This is a genomic window from Pseudomonas sp. PDM02 (genome assembly GCF_014852285.1).
GTDB classification, from domain to species: Bacteria; Pseudomonadota; Gammaproteobacteria; order Pseudomonadales; family Pseudomonadaceae; genus Aquipseudomonas; species Aquipseudomonas migulae.
Window position 1 is genome coordinate 61,751 of record NZ_JACVBL010000015.1, and the last position, 17,484, is coordinate 79,234.

Here is a 17,484-nt window from a genome sequence, read left to right on the forward strand (position 1 = left end):
CGCCCTAATGAACGGCCCTCACGGTTCGTTTATAGGGCGAGCTTTTTTATTTTTTGGAGACCACCGCCCATGGCACTGCACCCGGACATCGAAGGTTTTCTGGAGCTGGCCGAGTTCGGCCGCCTCACCGGCAAAAGCCTGCCCATGCACGAGCTGGACCCGACCGAAGCGCGCCAGCAATTCGAACAAACCTCGCAGCTGCTCGACGCCGCACCGATGGGCGCGCTAACCGTGACTGCGGTCAGCATTCCGGCCCGCGACGGCCATCTGCTCAATGCTCGCCTCTACGCTCGGCCGTCGCTGGGCACGCAGGAGCGCCCGGTGCTGCTGTATTTCCATGGCGGCGGTTACGTGGTCGGCAGCCTCGATTCCCACGACACCCTGTGCCGCCGACTGGCGCTGGCGGGTGGTTTTGCGGTGCTGTCGGCGGATTATCGCTTGGCCCCGGAGCACCGTTTTCCTGTTGCCTACGAGGATGCCGAGGATGTGACGCGCTGGCTCGCGACCACCGGCGCTGGAGCCCTCGGGCTGGACCCGGCGCGTATCGCATTGGCAGGGGATAGCGTCGGCGGCAGCCTGGTGGCGTCCTTGTCGATTGCTATCGCCCAGGACCCACAGGCCTGGCTGCTCACGCCACGGCTGCAAGTGCTGTTGTACCCGGTGATCGACGCCGTGGAAAAACGCCCCTCGCTTGCACGTTTCGCCGAAGGCTACCTGCTGGAAGCGACCACGCTGGAATGGTTCTATCAGCAGTATCAACGCAGCATTGATGATCGCCGCGACTGGCGCTTTTCCCCGTTGTTCGCCGAGACCCTGCAAGGGCTGACACCAACGGTGCTGTGGCTGGCCGAATACGACCCGTTGCTGGATGAAGGCCTGGCCTGGGCCGAAAAATTGCGTGCCGCCGGACAACCCGTGGTGCTCGACGTAAAGGCCGGCATGACCCACGACTTCGCACGGATGGGGGAGATGGTCCAGGAAGTACCAGCGATGCTGGAGCAACTGGCGGCGCAGATCACAGAAAGCCTGGGTTAATCGTGATCTGTAGGAGCCGGCTTGCCGGCGATGGCCCCGCCGCGGTGAACCAGACAAACCGTGTCGCCTGCATCGCCAGCAAGCTGGCTCCTACAACCTACGCAATCCCTGTAGGCGCCGGCTTGCTGGCGATGGCCCCCTGCGGTGAACCAGACAAACCGTGTCGCCTGCATCGTCGGAACGCCGCCCGCAGCAAGCCGGCTCCTACAACCTACGCAATCCCTGTAGGAGCCGGCTTGCCGGCGATGGCCCCACCGCGGTGAATCAGACAAACCGTGTCGTCCGGATCGCCTGTAGGAGCCGGCTTGCTGGCGATAAACGATAACGCGGTCTGACTGACCGCCTACCGCGCCATTCACCGGCTTCCTACACCCGAGGTAAAACGCGAAAATTCCGGGGAAATTTCCGACATCTTTTTAGGGTTGGCGCTCGGACGTTCGCCGTATAGCGTTGTGGCTCCCTGCAGTTGGCAATGGAGTGATGTACCGGTATGAACATCGAGGAAATCAAAAGACGCTTGGCCAGACCCGCCACAAAATTCGTCGCCGGCGGATTTCGTCCCACCCATGGGGATGACGAAAGCTGGCTTGGAAACGTATTCCTGTTCCGCCCGGATGAAGGGGTCCCGAGAAACGACGCCGGAGCTGAATTGCATCCCTTTGCACAATTCCACCTCCCCAGCCTGCCGTTTAACAGTCCGGTGCTGGACGGCGTTCGCGTCCTTACCTTGTTTGTTTCCAGTCCCTTGCCGGAAGCACTGGAGCCGATGGGGAACAACTGGCTGATCAGGGAGTATGGATTTGACGATGTACTTGTCCGCAAAGAGCTGCCGGTTGCAGGCTCATACCTCAAGCCCTTTCCGTTGCTGGCCGAACGGGTCGCAGAGGACTTTCCACTGTGGGATGGCGGTGGCGCACCGGCGGACCTTGAAGAGGAAATATGCAGCCTTCAGCGGACGGGCGAGATAGAAAGTTACTCAGACCTCGTGACTCACACCTACGAACACAAGATTGGCGGCTACCCCTCGTTCTGCCAGTCCGGCGTGGACCTCGGTGATGATTTTGAATTCGTGTTCCAGATTTCCTCCGACACGAAAATCAACCTGAACGTGGTGGATTGCGGGAGCCTGATGTTCTGGAAGAGCAAAAGTACGGGGGAGTGGGTGCTTTACTACGACTTCTACTAGGCAGGGTACTGAAGCGAATGGGCACACAGCTTGGTAGGGGGCGGACAGCCAGCCGCATACCCATTAGGCTGCTGAATAACGCACCACAAGATTATATGTTTGCGTGGAGGAGAGGCCTATCCGGATCGCGCATGAGTAATTCCCAAACAAGCGAATTATTCTGAATACCTGCTCCTCCGCTGAGTAATGTTGTAGCCCGAAGGCAATCGCTGCGAAACACAATGATGGTCGCGAGGCGCAAACTGAATTCCGTCCTCCCCAAAAACAACACCGGGCCGCAAGCGGCCCGGTTTTGTTCAGCATGTAACGTACTTAGCAATCAATAATTAGCCCGCAACGTCAACGTCAGATTACGCGGATCACCATAGAAGTTAGTCCCCCACGAAGCATCCACGCGATCATAGTACTTTTTATCAAACAGGTTGTTACCGGTCAGTGTCGCCGACAGGTTCTCGTTGAACTTGTAGCCCACCTGCGCGGTGGCGATGCCGTAGCCGCTTTGTTCGAAGCGTACTTCACGCTGGTACCAGGTCTTGCTGACTACGCGCACGCCGCCGCCGACACTGAAGTCTTTGAGCGGGCCGTCGGCGAATTCGTATTTGGTCCACAGGTTGAAGTTGTGCTTCGGTGTGATGGTGCTGAAAGTGCTGCCTTCGGTCGCGTCGTCAGATTTCAACAATTTGGTGGTGGTGAAGGCGTAGCCGGTGACAATGCTCCAGTTATCGGTCAGGTTACCGCTCAACTCGGTTTCCCAGCCCTGGCTGCGCGCCTTGCCTTGTGCTTCGTTTCCACCGGTGTCGGCGTTGAATTGAGCACGGTTTTCATCGTAGATGCGGAACATCGCGATGCTGGCGTTCAGGCGGCCGTCGTAGAACTCGCGCTTGAGGCCGACTTCATATTGCTTGCCTTTACGCGGTCCGATGGGCGTGTTGTCGCTGTCGAGCTCGCTTTGTGGCTTGAACACGCCGGTGTAGCTGGCGTAGGCCGACAGTTCCGGGGTCAGTTTGGCGATGATGGCGCCGTAAGGCACGACCTTGCGGTTGATGCTGGTGTGGGCTTCGCCGAAGCTGTTGAAGAAGGCGTTGGCGTTCTTCGCGTCACTTTCGTACCAGGTCACGCGGCTGCCGCCGATCACGTCGAGCCAGTCGGTGACGTTGAACTTGGCGCGGGTATAGAGGCCGTACTGGTCGGATTTTGACCAGTTACCGTTGTTGCGCTCGTAGTCGTTCTTGGGAATATCGATACTGCCCGGGTTGTAGACGTTGATTGGGAAGTACTCGCCGCCACCGTATTCGAAGTCTTTGTCGAGGTGCTGGTACTCGGCGCCCACGGTGAACTCGTGTCTGCGATCAGCGAATTCGAACGGCGTGGTGACGAAGCTGTCGACGCCGATGGTTTTGATGTGGGTGTAGTAGTCGTACGCCACGGCCGAGCTGTCGCCGGTAGCCGGATCGACGGCACCGTCGGCCCAGGTGAAGTTACGCTGTGGGGTTTCTGCGTCGCGGTAGGTGACGGTGGTCTTGAACTGACCACCGTTGTCCAGCGCGTGATCGACCTCGGCAAAGGACTCCCAGACTTTCTCGTTCAGGGTGTTCCACTTGGCATCGACGAACGTCGAGCGCGGCACGTCCAGCAACTTGCCGTCGGCAAAGGCCGGCAAGCCGAACGCCGGGGTGGAGTGGTTTTGCTGGTAGGCGCCGCCCACCGACAGGGTGGTAGATGGGGCGAGGTCGAATTCCAGGCGACCGTACACCATCGGGCGTTCGTTCTGGGCAGAGTCGACGTAGGATTTGTTGTTTTCGTAAGCGGTGATGAAGCGACCGCGCACGGTGCCTTGATCGTTCAACGGGCCGGTGACGTCCACCATCGAGCGGTAGTGGTCATAGGAACCTGCGCCCAGCTCGCCGCCGAGGGCGAATTTGTTCAGGGCGCGCTTGCGCACCACGTTGATCGTACCGCCGGGTTCGCCAGCGCCTTGATACAGGCCGGATGGGCCGCGCAACACTTCGACGCGATCGTACATCGCGAGGTCGAAGCTGGTGCCCATGTCGCCCTGGCCGGTCGGTTGCGATACGCCGTCAACCTGCACCTGGTCGACGAGGAAGCCGCGCATGTAGACGTCGTTCAGGCTGGAACCGGAGTTGTACGTCTTGATGGTGACGCCGGTGACCTGGCGCATCGCGTCTTGCAGGCTGTTCATGTTCTGGTCGTCCATGCGCTGGCGCGTGACGACGGACACCGACTGCGGGATGTCCTTGAGCTTGATGTTGCCCTTGCCGATGCTGACTTGATCGGTGGTGTAGGAATGCGTGCCTTCGGTAGTAGGCCCCGGCGCCACGCCGGAAATGGCGGTCGCGCCCAGTTGCAGCGCACTGGAGTTACCCGCGACCGGAATCAGCGAAACGGTGTTGCCAGTGAGTTGAAACGTAATGCCGCTCCCCAGCAGCAACGTATTCAATGCCTGTTCCGGTTCCAGATTTCCGGAAACCGCCGTGGACTTGAGGCCGTTGACCATGTCCTGGCTGTACAGAATCTGCAGGTCGGTCTGTTGACCCAGTTGCTGCAGCGCGCTGGCCAGCGATTGCGCAGGCACGTTGACGTTCACCGGCGCGGCCTGGACCTGAGAGGTGCCCAGCAGCAACAGGGTCAGCAACGCACCCGGTACGACTGTTCGGAATTTCTTTTGCGGCGCGATGGCCAGTGCCAACGGCGCGCGGGACAGGGTAGGGCTTTGCATTGCTCAAATCGCTCCTAAGGTGTGCAGATTTTTTTAGTTAATGATAATTATTATTAGACGCATCACCCCGACGAAACCGGAAAACAAACTCCGAAAATCGTCGAGGTATATGGATTCAACGCTGCTCAGGCGGTCGCCCGCTCCGTCACCACACGGCCCGATTCCATGCGAACCAACTGATCGGCCATGTCGAAATAACGGTCGTCGTGGGAGATGACGATGATGGTTTTGCCCAGGCGCTTCAGGTCCGGAAGCAGCTCGGTGTAGAAGATCCGGCGGAAGGTCGGGTCCTGGTCGGCCGCCCATTCGTCAAACACCAGTACCGGGCGTTCTTCCAGCCAGGCATTGACCAGTGCCAGGCGTTTACGCTGGCCGGTGGACAGGTCGGTGGTGGTGAAACTGCCGTCCTTGACGCTGACCTTGTGCGCGATTTCCAGGCGTTGCAGGTATTTGTTGGCGTCTTCGGGAATGTGCTGATCGCCCTGCACCACGTCATCGAACAGGTAGTAGTCGGCAAAAATCGTGGTGAACAGTTGGCGGTAGTCGTCACGGTTCTGCGCATCGACACCTTCGCCGTTGAGCAGGATTGCGCCTTGTTGCGGCGCATAAAGCCCCAGCAACAACTTGATCAGCGTGGTCTTGCCGCAGCCGTTTTCGCCGACGATGAAAATGATGTCGCCCTGTTCGATGGTCAGGTTCACCGGCCCCAGGCGGAACGCTTCGCTGCCCGGTGCGGCCGGGAAGGCATAGCTGACGTTGTCCAGTTGCAGGCTGTTGACCACGGCCGGTTTTTTGCCGGTGTCGTTGAGCAGCAAGTGCGGCTCGGGCGAGGAAAACCGGCTCGACAGTTCGGCGATGCGGCGGAAGGCAATCCGCGCCCGGCTGACCACCGGCAAGGTGCCGACCAGATGCTCGATAGGGCCTTTCATGTACAGCAGCACCAGGACGAAGCCGCTCATCACCGACTTGTCGGCGCTGGGCCAGAACGATTGCAGGGCCAGCGCCAGGCCGATGACCACGAAGAACAGCATCGACCCCAGCGTCTTGGCGATCACGAAGGTATTGATCGAGCGCACCTGGGTGTTGCATATGAAATCCGCCGTGCCCTGAATGCCCGAGGTGAACATGCGCTGGCGGCGCGGACGGTGAACGCGCAGTTCCTTGGCGCCACCGGCGATGGCGTTGTAGTGCTTTTGCAATTCGTCTTCGGCGTCACGGGCGGCCATGAAGCCCTTGATGCCCTTGCCCTGTGCGTAGAACTGGATGCCGGTGCCGATGGCAATCGCCAGCACCATCATCAGGAACATCGGCCACGACAACAGGGCCAGGTAGCCCATGCAGCCCAGGGTCACGGTCAGGGAAATGGCCAGCGGTGCGAAGGCAAACGCGAAGTCGCTGATGGTGTCGACGTCATGGGTCAGCACCGGGATCAAGCGGTGGCTGCGATAGCGTTCGATCTGTTCGATGGGCGCCGACAGCACCTTTTCCCCCAGCTCTTTGCGCAGCTTGGCGATGATGTGCTGGCCGACATAGTTGGTGCCGATGTCCGAGCAGATCGAACTCGCCAGCGCCAACAGGCAAAGGCCGCCGAACAGTGCGACCACGCCCTGGGTCAGGCCGCTTTCCGAATGCAGGGCATTGTTGATCGTGGCCAGCAACACCGTCACGCTCAGACCGCCCACCATGCCCAGAATGATCGACAGGCTGACCACCAGCCGGAACGGTTTCAGGAGGGTGAACAATTCATGAATTGCACCGCGCGTAGGCTGGGTCATGAGTAGAGGGTTCCTTGGGTCTTGAGGCAGATACCCAGTAGAACGTGTGGTCAGGTGTTTAATTTAGACGGCCGCCGACTGGTGGCGGCCGGGGGGAAGGGGTGTCAGCCTTTGGACGGCAGATCACGCACGACGCGGAAACCGATCCAGTCGCCACGGGTTTGCGGGTAGATGTTGTTGCGGTTGCCGGAACGCGAGAACACCGGCGCTTCGCCCCAGTCATTGCCGCGAATCTGCAAGGCTTCGCAGTTGGGTTCGACCCAGGCGCTGCCGTCGGTGGGGGCGCCTACGTAATCGCTGTGTTCGCAGTCGGCGATCCACTCGTAGACGTTGCCGTGCATGTCGTACATGCCGAAGGCGTTCGGCGAGTAGCTGCCGGCCGGGGAGGTGTAGCTGTAGCCGTCGGTTGGGCCGTAAGTATTGGCATGGGTGGCGATGCTGTACTCGGTGCCCTCATCGAACGGGAACGGGAACGGCCCCGTTGAACCGGCACGGGCGGCGTATTCGCGCTGGGCCTCGCTGACGATGTGGTAGTGCTGGCCGGTCTTGAGCGACAGCCACGCGACATACGCGCTGACCTCGGCAAAGTTCATGCACACCGCCGGCTGACGCGGGCTCTGTGGATAACGCGGCTTGCTGTTGATGCACTCGCGGCCGGGGCGGGTGTCGCCGTCGGGAATGGTGATCCCGGTTTCTTTCAGGTACTGGTCCCATTCGCCGGCGGTGATCTGGTAACGGCTCATGGCAAACGGCTTGTCGAACGTCACTTCGTGCATCGGGCCTTCATCGGGTTCGCGGCCGACTTCACCTTCCGGCGTGCCCATGGTGAAAGTGCCGGCGGGCAGCACCACCATTTCCGGGCAGTTGCGGCAATCCTTGAACACCTTGCCCGGCAGCGGTGCGGTGGTGGCCTGGGCGGCGCCGGGCAACGCGGTGCCGAGCAATGCCAGGATGGTCAGCGCCCCGAGTTGTGGGAGCGACAACCCGAGTCTGTGCAGGATGTTTTTCATATGCATTCTCGCTAAAGGAAATCGGTGTTTCAGAGCTTGCTGGCCAACAACGTCATGACGCGGTCGATGTGCGCCTCGGTGTTGAGCAGGCCCGGCGACAGGCGAATGATCGGGCCGACATCGCGGTCCACGGCATCGCAGACCACGCGCTGGTCCATCAGGAAATTGGCGACTTCTTCGCAGTCGCGGTTCTTGATCCGGAAGAACGTGAAGCCGGCGGAATACTCGGGTGACAACGGCGTGACAAGCTCCACCGACGGATGCTCCTGCAAGCGCTTTTTCAGGTAGCTGTTGATTTCATGGATGCGTGCCTGAACCTCGGCCTTGCCCAGGTCCAGATGCAACTTGAAGGCTTCGGTCAGCGCCCAGCGGTGTTCAAACGAGTGATAGCCGCCGTAGGTCATCACGGTCGAAAACGTAGTCGCTTCGGAGAATGTCGGGATGGTCGGCGTGAGGTCCTTCATGTCATCGGAGCGCGCGCAGATGATCCCGGTGCCCCGTGGGCCGAACATCCATTTGTGGGTGCCGGCGATGAAGTAGTCGCAATGCATGTCCGGGAAATCGAGGTTTTCCACGCCAAAGCCGTGGACGCCATCGACCACATAAAGGATGCGATCCTTTTCCTGGCGGTCGCGGTTTTTCTCGGCGACCAGTTTGCCGATCTCGCCGATGGGCAGCTTCACACCGCTGCCGGAATGCACCCAGGTCATGCCGAGCACGCGAGTCTCGGGGCGAATGTTGCGGGCAATCGAGGCCAGTATTTCTTTCGTCGAAACCTTGTACGGGTCTTCGAACAATTTGATTTTACGAACCTTGGTTCCGTCCTTTTGCGTGCGGAATTCAAACACGCTGTTGGCGGCGTAGTGCTCATGTTCGCTGGTCAGGATTTCCTGATCCGGACGCACGTGAATGCCGGCGTAAATCATCGCCAGGCCTTCGGTGGTGCTGCCGGTCAGGGCGATCTGCGAAGGCTTGGCTTTCAAGTAATGGCCGGCCCACACGCGCACGTCTTCTTCGCGGCGTTCGGTTTCGCCGCGATGCCAGTCCATCGCGAGGCCGGGGTTGCGGTCGAGGTTGGCGCGGTGCATCTCGATGGCTTCGCGCACGGGACGCGGGTGTGAGGTCACCAGGAAGTTGGCGAAGTGCAGGTAATCGGGATTCTGATTGAACAGCTGGCGAAACTGCGCCCATTTGTCTTTGGGCAGCGGCGCCGGCGTGGCGGCCAGCGCCGGCAGGCTGACCGCTGAACCCAGGGGAATGGCGGCCGCGACAATGCCGGCCTGCTTGAGGAAAGTACGACGGTTGGTCATGAATTCGGTTCGCTTGGCAAAAGTGAATGTCAGTGTTTGGCGACGGGTCTGGAGGACTTCTGCACCTGATCCCAGACGCGCAGGAAATTGCCGCCCCAGAGCTTGGCGATATCGGCTTCGCTGTAGCCGCGGCTGATCAGTTCGGCGGTCACGTTGCGTGCCTCGCTGACGTCTTTCCAGCCGTTCAGGCCGCCACCGTCGTTGAAGTCGGAGCTGATGCCGACGTGATCGATGCCGATTTTTTTCACGGCGTAGTCGATGGCGTCGCCGTAATCCTTGAGGGTGGCCTTGGGTTCTTCATCGACAATGCCGTAGAGCTGACTGGCGTATTCGCCGAAACGCTGTTCCGACCACACGGTGATCACCGGGTCGCCCGGCATCAGCGCCATCTCCAGGCCTTGCAGCGGTTGCAGGTCGAAGCGCGCACGCAGGGCGTTGAGTTTGTACTGGGTGCCCTGGCTCAGCGGCTTGATGTAGGTCGGGAAGCCGACGATCTGCACCACGCCGCCGCTGTTCTTGATCAGCTGCATTTCGTTGTCGCTGAGGTTGCGCGGGATGTCCACCAGCGCCCGTGGCGCCGAGTGCGAGGCGACCATCGGTGCGCGGCTCAATTGGCTGACTTGTTCCAGCGCTTTGGTCGACATTTGCGACACATCGATGATGACCCCGAGGTCGTTCAGGCGATGCACCGCTTGTTTGCCCAGCTCTGACAGGCCGCCCAGCGCATCACGGGAATCATTGAAAAACGGCAGCGGCCGGGACGAATCGGCCCAGGCGTTGTTGCCCACGTAACTGAAGCCGAACATGCGCATTCCGCGCGCGGCCCACTTATCCAGGGCGTTGACGTCGTTGCCCAGCGGGTAGGCGTTGAGCATGCTGATGAACACGGCGAACTTGCCCTCGCCGTGCAGGCGTCGGAAATCGTCCGGGGTGTAGGCAATGGCCACCTGATTGGGGAAGTCGCGCACCAGGGTGGTGATGATTTTGTAGCGGGTCTCCTGCTCGTGACGGGCTTCGTCGATGAACCCGGCGGTCGGGCGGTGCGGGGCGTTGTCGCCGTTCCAGATTTCGGGCCAGCCGAAAATGGTCAGCGCCGCGCCGGACAGGCGACCACGCGCCGTCTTGACCAGGTCGAACTGGCCGCTGCCGTCCTTGTCGGCCTCGTTTTCGGCGGTGCCGAAATCCATGGGCACGGTGATGTGGCTGTCGAACGAGAGGATGCGTTCTTGCAGTTCATCGGCCTGTTTCATCACCGCGACCGGGTAGCCGGGGTTGTTGTTGAGCCAGTAATCCCAGGCCGCAAACCCTGCCGCGCCAGCGATGGCCAGCGCCAGGGGCAGGCCAATGAAAAGAGCCTTTTTCGAACGAGGTTTTGTCATTGCCATCTCAGTCAGGTTCGCCGTCGAGGGTGCAGGCGCGGGGGCCTTTGCTATCTGGGAAGAACGAGTGGCCGAGTGGGAAATTTAGTGAGGCTGAGGGCCCCTTCGCGGGCAAGCCTCGCTCCTACAGGTCCTGCGCTGCCTCTGTAGGAGCGAGGCTTGCCCGCGAAGCTCTTAAATTTGTCGAGGCAACAAACGTTCTAGCTTGGATAAAGCCTGCTCCATGGCTGACACAGGTAGGGCAATGACGATTTCTCGACGATGGTTCCTGGCGGGTCTGGCACTGACCGGCGCCGCCCTGCCTGCGGCGTATTACGGGCATCGCGAACTGACAAAACCGGACCCGACCATTACCCCCGGCGAAGCGTCATTCGACGTCGCGGATGTGGCCGGTCAGCGTTTGGCCAACACCTTGCAGGGCGTCTGGGACATTCGCTTCGAGGGGCGTGACGCGGGGCTCGACGGCTTGCCTCGCGAGGGCTTGCAACTGCTGCTCGACGTCGGTCACAAGGGCCGTGGGCTCAACGGTTTTCTCGATACTTTCGAAGCGCTGCGTGCCGCACCGCCGCCGCGCTATCGCGTCCTCGGCGATCTGGCGGGCGTAGATAACAAAGAGCTGAGCTGGCGCCTGATCGATTCCCGATCCCCGACCGGGACGCCGGACTACGAATTCACCTTCAAGCTGGACGAAGTCTGGGCCGCGTTCGGCAATGCCGGCAGCGGCACTTTGAGTGGGCGTGTACTGCGTCTGGATCGTCCGTTGGCCCTGACCGCCCAGGACAACCGTTTCGTCGCGGTCAAACAGGTGTTCCCTGAAGCGCGTGAGCGCACGGGCCTGGGCCCGGCGTTGCTGGCGTGGCTGATTTCGCCCGAGCACCGCTTGTTCCATCAGCTCTGGCACGCCTCCCGCGATAAATGGCACACCTTGTCCGAAGACAAGCGCAACGCCTTGCGCGGCATCGGCTGGCAGCCGGGGCTTCGGGACAAGGAGCGCGATGCACGCGGGCCGCGCAAGGACCGCAATGGCTCGGGCATCGACTTTTTCTTCATGCACCGGCACATGCTCGGCACCGCGCGCTCCCTGCAAGACTTGCCGTCGTGGCAGCAGTTTCCGTTGCCGCAACCGGAACTGGTGCGTGATCGCCAGGCCTTTGCCCGTTACTTCGACAACCACGACGGCACCGCTTTGCCGCCGGCCTGGCGCGCCGATGACGATGACGAGTATTCGCAGTGGGTCGCCGATCTCAAGACTGCCGAGACCTATCACAGCAATTTTCAGGTCTGGGAGTCGCGATACCGTGACCCGCGTTACTTGTCGAAATTGACCTTGGGGCAGTTCGGTTCCGAGGTCGAACTCGGGCTGCATGACTGGCTGCACATGCGCTGGGCGTCGGTGCCCCGCGATCCGTCCAACGGTCAGCCAGTGCCGTTCGCGCGGGACACCGCAGACTTTTCCGCCCGTTGGTTCGCGGCGGAAAACGACTTTCTTGGCGACCCGTTTTCCTCCCATGTGAACCCGGTGTTCTGGCATTTCCATGGCTGGATCGATGACCGTCTCGAAGACTGGTTCCGTGCGCACGAGCGCTTTCATCCGGGGGAAGTCAGTCGGCTGGAGGTCAATGGTGTGCCGTGGTTTGCGCCCGGTCGCTGGGTCGAGATCGACGATCCGTGGCTTGGTCCGAGCACCCACGGCTGCAACACCACGCCGGGGTTGCAGGCGGGCAAGTCGGTGGAAATGGACCCGGAAACCATGAAGCTGGCGTTGCGGATTACCTTTGGTGAAGATGAGAAAAAGTTGGAAGACCTGTTCCGCAAGGTGCCGCAACGGCCTTGGTATGCGCGGAATTTGAAGGCTAAACAGAGTCCGGTTTGATTACCGCGTTATCGTTCTTCGCGGGCAAGTCGAATCGTCGCACCGCTCGCTCCTACAGGATTCAGGTGTGCTGCATGATTGGGGCATGACACTTAACCTGTAGGGGCGAGCGGTGCGACGATTCGACTTGCCCGCGAAGAGGCCATTGCTATCAATACAATCACAACACCTGCCACCCACCCCCAAGCGCCTTGTACAACGCAACACTCGCCTGCAACCTCGCCAACCGCAGCTGCACATTCAAATCCTGCGCGGCATACAGCGTGCGCTGGGTCTCCAGCACCGTCAGCAAATCCTCGGCCCCGGCCTGATAGCGGCTTTGCGCAATGTCGAAAGCCGTTTGCGCCTGATTCAATTCTTCACTTTGCCACTGACGCTGGGCGTCCAGTCCGCGAATGCCGGTCAGGGCTTTTTCCACGTCGGCAAAACCGTTGATGATCGCGCCACGGTAGGTTTCCAGCAGTTCTTCCTGGCGCGCCGTGGCTTTATCACGTTCGGCGCTCAGGCGACCGTTGTTGAAAATCGGCGCGACCAATCCGGCGGTGAGGTTGTAGAACGGGCTGCGCAGCACATCGCTGAAGGTGTCGGCGCCAGAACCGATCTGGGCACTCAATGTCACGGTGGGCAGCATTTTCGCCCGGGCCACGGTCACATCGGCGCGTGCGGCTGCCAGCTGCGCTTCGGCGCGAGCGATGTCCGGGCGACGGTTGAGCAACTCGCTGGGCACGCCCGCACCGATGACCGGCCAACTGAGCTGGTCGAAGCGCTGATCGTCGAGCTTCAGCTCCTGAACCGGACGGCCGAGGAGGGCGGCGAGGGTGATCCGTGCTTCTTCGGCTTGTTGCTGCACCAGCGGCAACTGCCGTTGTTGCGCGGCCACCAGGCTTTTTTGCTGGGCCAGCTCCAGTGCCGTGGCAGAGCCTGAGTCGAAGCGGGATTGTACCAGGTTCAAAACCTTCTGCGCATTCGCCAGATTGAGCTGCGCAATACGGTGCTGTTCCTGCAATGACAACGCTTGCGCGTAGGTGCTGGCAACCGCACTGAGCAGCGTCAACTCAACCGTATCGCGATCGAACTCACTGGCTCGCAGGCCGAATTGCGCACTGTCGCGGGAGGCGCGCTGGCCGCCCCAGAAATCGATTTCATAACTGGCACTGAGGCTGGCGTCGAAGTAATCCACTGCCTTGTTGCTGTCGTCGGCGTCCAGTTGGCTGTAGCCGTTGCCGCGCATCAGCTTCTGGCGATTGGCGTTCCCTGCGGCTTTCACTTCCGGCAACAGCGAACCGCCGGCGATCACGGTGGTGGCCTGGGCTTGTCGCACCCGGGCCAGTGCCGCCGCCAGGTCATAACTGCCGACGCGGGCCTGTTCAATCAGTTGATCGAGCTGCGGGCTGCCAAAGTGCGTCCACCACTGGGCGTTCTGCATCAAGGCGTTTTCATGGTGTGCCGACTGCCAGGAGGGCGGCGGTTGCAGGCCACTGTCCGGGCGCGAGTCCGGGTTGGCGCACGCGCTGAGCAACACGCAGAGGGTCAACAGGCTGAGTGGCGCTTTCATAGATCGATCATTCACTGGTAAGGGCCGTGACCGGGTCGAGCCGGGCAGCTTTGCGGGCCGGCATGAAGCCGAAGACAACACCGGTGACCAGGGCGCAGCCGAAGGCACCGAGTACCGCTATCAAAGAGAACGCGACGGCCACTTCGCTGAGAATCAGCACGCCGCCGACGATCAGCGCCAGGGCAATGCCGGCGAGGCCGCCGACCACCGAGAGCATTACCGCTTCGGTGAGGAACTGCCGCAGGATGTCGCGCTGGCGGGCGCCGGTGGCCATGCGGATACCGATCTCGCGGGTGCGCTCGCGCACAGTCATGAGCATGATGTTCATCACGCCAATCCCGCCCACCAACAGCGAAATCGCAGCGATCGAGCCGAGCATCAGCGACAGGGTATTTTGCGTGCGCGCTTCAGCCTGAATCATCGCTGCGTTGTTGGTCAGTTCGAAATCCTTTTTGCCGTCGTGCAGGCGCAACATCAACTGCTCGATGGCGGTTTCCGTCTCTTTGACCTTGCGCGCATCGGCCGCGGCGATGGCCACGTACTCGGGGTTGTGGGTGCCGAACAGCCGCACACTCGCGGCGGAATAGGGGATGGCAATCCGGTCGTCGCTGTCGCTGTCACCGGAGCTGGCACCTTTTTCCGCGAGCACGCCGACCACCTGGAAGGGCACGTTTTCGATCAGGATGTACTGGCCGATGGGGTTGGCCACGTCCTTGAGCAATTTGCTCCGCACCTTGTGCCCGATCACTGCGACGGCCGCCGCGTTGCGTTCATCGTCCTGGGTGAAATAGCTGCCTTCCACCACCGGCCAATTGAAGATCGCCGGGAAGTTGGTGTCGTTGCCGCCGACGTAGCTCAAGTGGTCGAGGTTGCCGAAGCGCACCCCGGCCTCCTGGCCGTTGACCGGCATGATCCGCATCACTTGCGGCAGGCTACCGACGGCTGCGACGTCATCCAGGGTGATGATCCCCAACGGCGTTCGCGGGTTCGGCGCCGAGCCGCTGAGGTAAATGATGTTCGAGCCGAACGCGCCCATCTGCGCCATCACCTGGCGCTTGCTGCCTTCACCGACGGCGAGCATCACCACCACCGACGCGACGCCGATGATGATCCCGAGCAGGGTCAGCGCGGTGCGAAACTTGTTGATCCACATCACCCGCCAGGCCGCGTGTACGGCGTCCACCAGTTCGCCTTTCCAGGCCCCCGTGGCCTCCGCGCCTTCGCTCAGGCGCTTGCGCAAATCCACGGCTTGCAGGGCGCCGGGGTTGGCCGAGGTTTGTACGTCGGGGTTGTCGTGGGCGCTGTCGCTGATGATCAGCCCGTCGCGGATTTCGATGATGCGTTTGGCCCGGGCCGCGACTTCGCGGTCGTGGGTGATGAGGATCACCACGTGGCCCTGGCTCGCCAGTTCATCCAGCAGCGTCATCACCTCGGCACCGCTGTGGCTGTCGAGGGCGCCGGTGGGTTCGTCGGCGAGGATGATGTGGCCGCCGTTCATCAAGGCGCGAGCGATGGATACGCGTTGTTGCTGGCCGCCGGAGAGTTGGTGCGGGCGGTTGCCGGTGCGTGAGGCGAGGCCGAGGCGGTCGAGCAGGGCGGCAGCGCGGGCGTGGCGTTCGGCGGCCGGGGTGCCTGCGTAGATCGCCGGCATCTCGACGTTTTCCTGGGCCGAGCCGGACGGAATCAGGTGATAGCCCTGGAACACAAAACCAAAGGCTTCGCGGCGCAGCCAGGCCAGCTCATCGCTGTCGAGCCCGGCGACGTTCTCCCCGGCGAAGCGGTATTCGCCGGACGTCGGGCGGTCGAGGCAGCCGAGGATGTTCATCAGCGTCGACTTGCCGGAGCCGGACGCGCCAACAATCGCCACGAACTCCCCGGCATGGATCGACAGGTCGATGCCGCGCAGCACGTGGACTTGCGGTGCGTCGCCGCCGCCGTAGGACTTGCGGATGTCCTGCAGGTCGATCAGGGGCGTCAGCATCTAGCCGCCACTCCCGTCGGCCGGGCCGATCAACAGGTGATCGCCATCCTGCAAGCCGTCGAGGATTTGCACCCGCAGGCGGTCGCTGATGCCGGTGCGCACCTCGCGTTGCTCGATGCGGCCGTTTTTGGCGACGACCTGAGCGGTCTGGATGTTCGGTTGCGTGCCGCCTTGCAGCGCAGCGATGGGTGCGGTGAGCACGTCTTTCGCCTGGTCGGACACGAAGAACACTTGTGTGGTCATTTCCGCCATCAGCGCGTTGTCGGCGTTATCGACGTCGAGCAGCACGGTGTACAGCACCACGCGAGCGCTGCCGCTTTTGCTCGAACTGGTCGGGCTGCCACCGCCCTGGCTTGTCTGGTCCAACGGTTTGGGCGGCACCGGCAGGATTTGCCGCACGGTGCTGCTCCAACGCCGCTTGCCACCGCTGAGGGTGGTGAACCAGGCCGTCATGCCGGGTTTGACGTGGCCGATGTCGGCTTCCGAGACTTCGGCCCAGACCGTCATCGGCGACAACTTGGCGATGCGCAGAATCAACGGAGTTTGCTGTTGCGCGTTGAGGGTCTGGCCGACCCGGGCGTCGAGTGCGACCACGGTGCCGGACATCGGCGCGTAAATGCGCGTGTAACCGAGTTCGGCCTGATCGCTGCGCAGGCTGGCCTGGGCCTGGCGGATCTGCGCCTGGAACATGTCGATGCGTGCCTGGGTGGCGCGCAGCTCTGCCTGGGCAGTTTGCACGTCTTCTTCGCGGGTGGCGCCGCCGGCCTTGAGGTTCTGCTGGCGCTGGAACTTTTGCCGGGCCAGCTCGTGCTGTGCCCGTTGTTCCTCGAGTTGCGCCTTGAGGTTTTCCACGGAAAAACGCCCGGCGTCGAGTTTGGCCTGTTGCGTGGACGGATCGATCTCCACCAGCAACTGGCCTTCCTTGATCACGTCACCGACTTCCACATGGATCTTCTGGATCTGCCCGGACGCCTGTGCACCGACGTCCACGTAGCGTCGAGGTTGCAGGGTGCCCAGCGCCGTGACGCTGCTTTCGATGTCACCCCGACTGACTTGTACGGTGGCGAATTTGTCTCGGCCGGGCGGGATGACCTGCCAGGCAGCCACGGCGATAACGGGGATCAGACAAAGTGCTACAAGCAGGGCGCGTCGGGTGTGTCGGGGACGTTTCATGCAGGGTTCCGGCCAATGGATATCGGCCCGTCGCTCAGCCTGCGCACAAAATCCGGCAACAGTTGAACGCTGTCGGGAAGCCGACAGAGACGGGGAGCTGTCCTTTATACGAGGAAAGAGCCGAGGAATTTAGCTCTCGACACAACCCGACACAATCACATTGCGGGAGCGGCGGGGATCGTATTCACAACACAAAACTTTGTAGGAGCCGGCTTGCTGGCGATGGACGAAAGTGCGCCGCGTTGATTCAGGCAGAACGCGTTATCGTTAACGACCATCGCCAGCAAGCCGGCTCCTACAGGGGATCGGGTGCATAAAATAGCCGGTTGCAAGCAGGGAGTATTAAACAGATCGAAGACTATTTGTCGGGCAAGATGAAGCAATACTTTAAATCTATATGAGAATTACTATAAATTACGCACCTCGAACTGCCACTATCGTGCCACTGCCCATTTCGGCGGTCGTTGCGG

11 protein-coding genes are annotated in these 17,484 nt (G+C 61.4%); 3 read left to right on the plus strand and 8 right to left on the minus strand.

Translation table 11 applies throughout. From position 1 onward, the window contains the following. Positions 1 to 69 precede the first annotated feature (69 nt). Complete coding sequence (locus IB245_RS23825; protein ID WP_192228871.1) at positions 70 to 1,035, plus strand: alpha/beta hydrolase; 966 nt, start codon at positions 70 to 72, stop codon at positions 1,033 to 1,035. A 490-nt stretch (positions 1,036 to 1,525) separates the two neighbouring features. Next, on the plus strand, positions 1,526 to 2,221 hold the full coding sequence (locus tag IB245_RS23830) for a DUF1963 domain-containing protein (protein WP_192228872.1): 696 nt from the start codon (positions 1,526 to 1,528) through the stop codon (positions 2,219 to 2,221). 319 nt (positions 2,222 to 2,540) lie between these two features. Here IB245_RS23830 and IB245_RS23835 read toward each other — a convergent pair whose 3' ends face one another. From IB245_RS23835 to pvdM, 5 genes are all read right to left on the minus strand, one after another. Continuing rightward, a complete protein-coding gene (locus tag IB245_RS23835) occupies positions 2,541 to 4,958 on the minus strand; it encodes a TonB-dependent siderophore receptor (RefSeq protein WP_192228873.1) in 2,418 nt (805 codons plus the stop codon). A gap of 125 nt (positions 4,959 to 5,083) precedes the next feature. Next, the gene (locus IB245_RS23840) at positions 5,084 to 6,733 is read right to left on the minus strand and encodes a cyclic peptide export ABC transporter (protein WP_192228874.1); all 1,650 of its coding nucleotides are present in this window, start codon (positions 6,731 to 6,733) and stop codon (positions 5,084 to 5,086) included. A gap of 104 nt (positions 6,734 to 6,837) precedes the next feature. Continuing rightward, complete coding sequence (locus tag IB245_RS23845) at positions 6,838 to 7,743, minus strand: formylglycine-generating enzyme family protein (RefSeq protein ID WP_192228875.1); 906 nt, start codon at positions 7,741 to 7,743, stop codon at positions 6,838 to 6,840. A 29-nt stretch (positions 7,744 to 7,772) separates the two neighbouring features. Continuing rightward, on the minus strand, positions 7,773 to 9,053 hold the full coding sequence (locus tag IB245_RS23850) for an aminotransferase class V-fold PLP-dependent enzyme (protein WP_192228876.1): 1,281 nt from the start codon (positions 9,051 to 9,053) through the stop codon (positions 7,773 to 7,775). A gap of 29 nt (positions 9,054 to 9,082) precedes the next feature. Continuing rightward, positions 9,083 to 10,432: a pyoverdine-tailoring dipeptidase-like protein PvdM gene (pvdM, locus tag IB245_RS23855; protein WP_192228877.1), complete on the minus strand. Its 1,350-nt coding sequence runs from the start codon at positions 10,430 to 10,432 to the stop codon at positions 9,083 to 9,085. 244 nt (positions 10,433 to 10,676) lie between these two features. Between pvdM and IB245_RS23860 the strand changes: the two genes are divergently transcribed. Further along, positions 10,677 to 12,305: a PvdJ/PvdD/PvdP-like protein gene (locus IB245_RS23860; RefSeq protein WP_192228878.1), complete on the plus strand. Its 1,629-nt coding sequence runs from the start codon at positions 10,677 to 10,679 to the stop codon at positions 12,303 to 12,305. Positions 12,306 to 12,465: 160 nt separating this feature from the next. Here the strand turns inward: IB245_RS23860 and IB245_RS23865 are convergent, their stop codons facing one another. The 3 genes from IB245_RS23865 to IB245_RS23875 are packed head-to-tail and all read right to left on the minus strand — an operon-like array spanning position 12,466 to position 17,014. Next, positions 12,466 to 13,860, minus strand: a complete 1,395-nt coding sequence (locus IB245_RS23865; RefSeq protein ID WP_192228879.1) for an efflux transporter outer membrane subunit — start codon at positions 13,858 to 13,860, stop codon at positions 12,466 to 12,468. A gap of 7 nt (positions 13,861 to 13,867) precedes the next feature. Then, a complete protein-coding gene (locus tag IB245_RS23870) occupies positions 13,868 to 15,841 on the minus strand; it encodes a MacB family efflux pump subunit (RefSeq protein ID WP_192228880.1) in 1,974 nt (657 codons plus the stop codon). Further along, positions 15,842 to 17,014, minus strand: a complete 1,173-nt coding sequence (locus IB245_RS23875) for an efflux RND transporter periplasmic adaptor subunit (protein WP_008032333.1) — start codon at positions 17,012 to 17,014, stop codon at positions 15,842 to 15,844. Between the last annotated feature and the right edge of the window lie 470 nt (positions 17,015 to 17,484).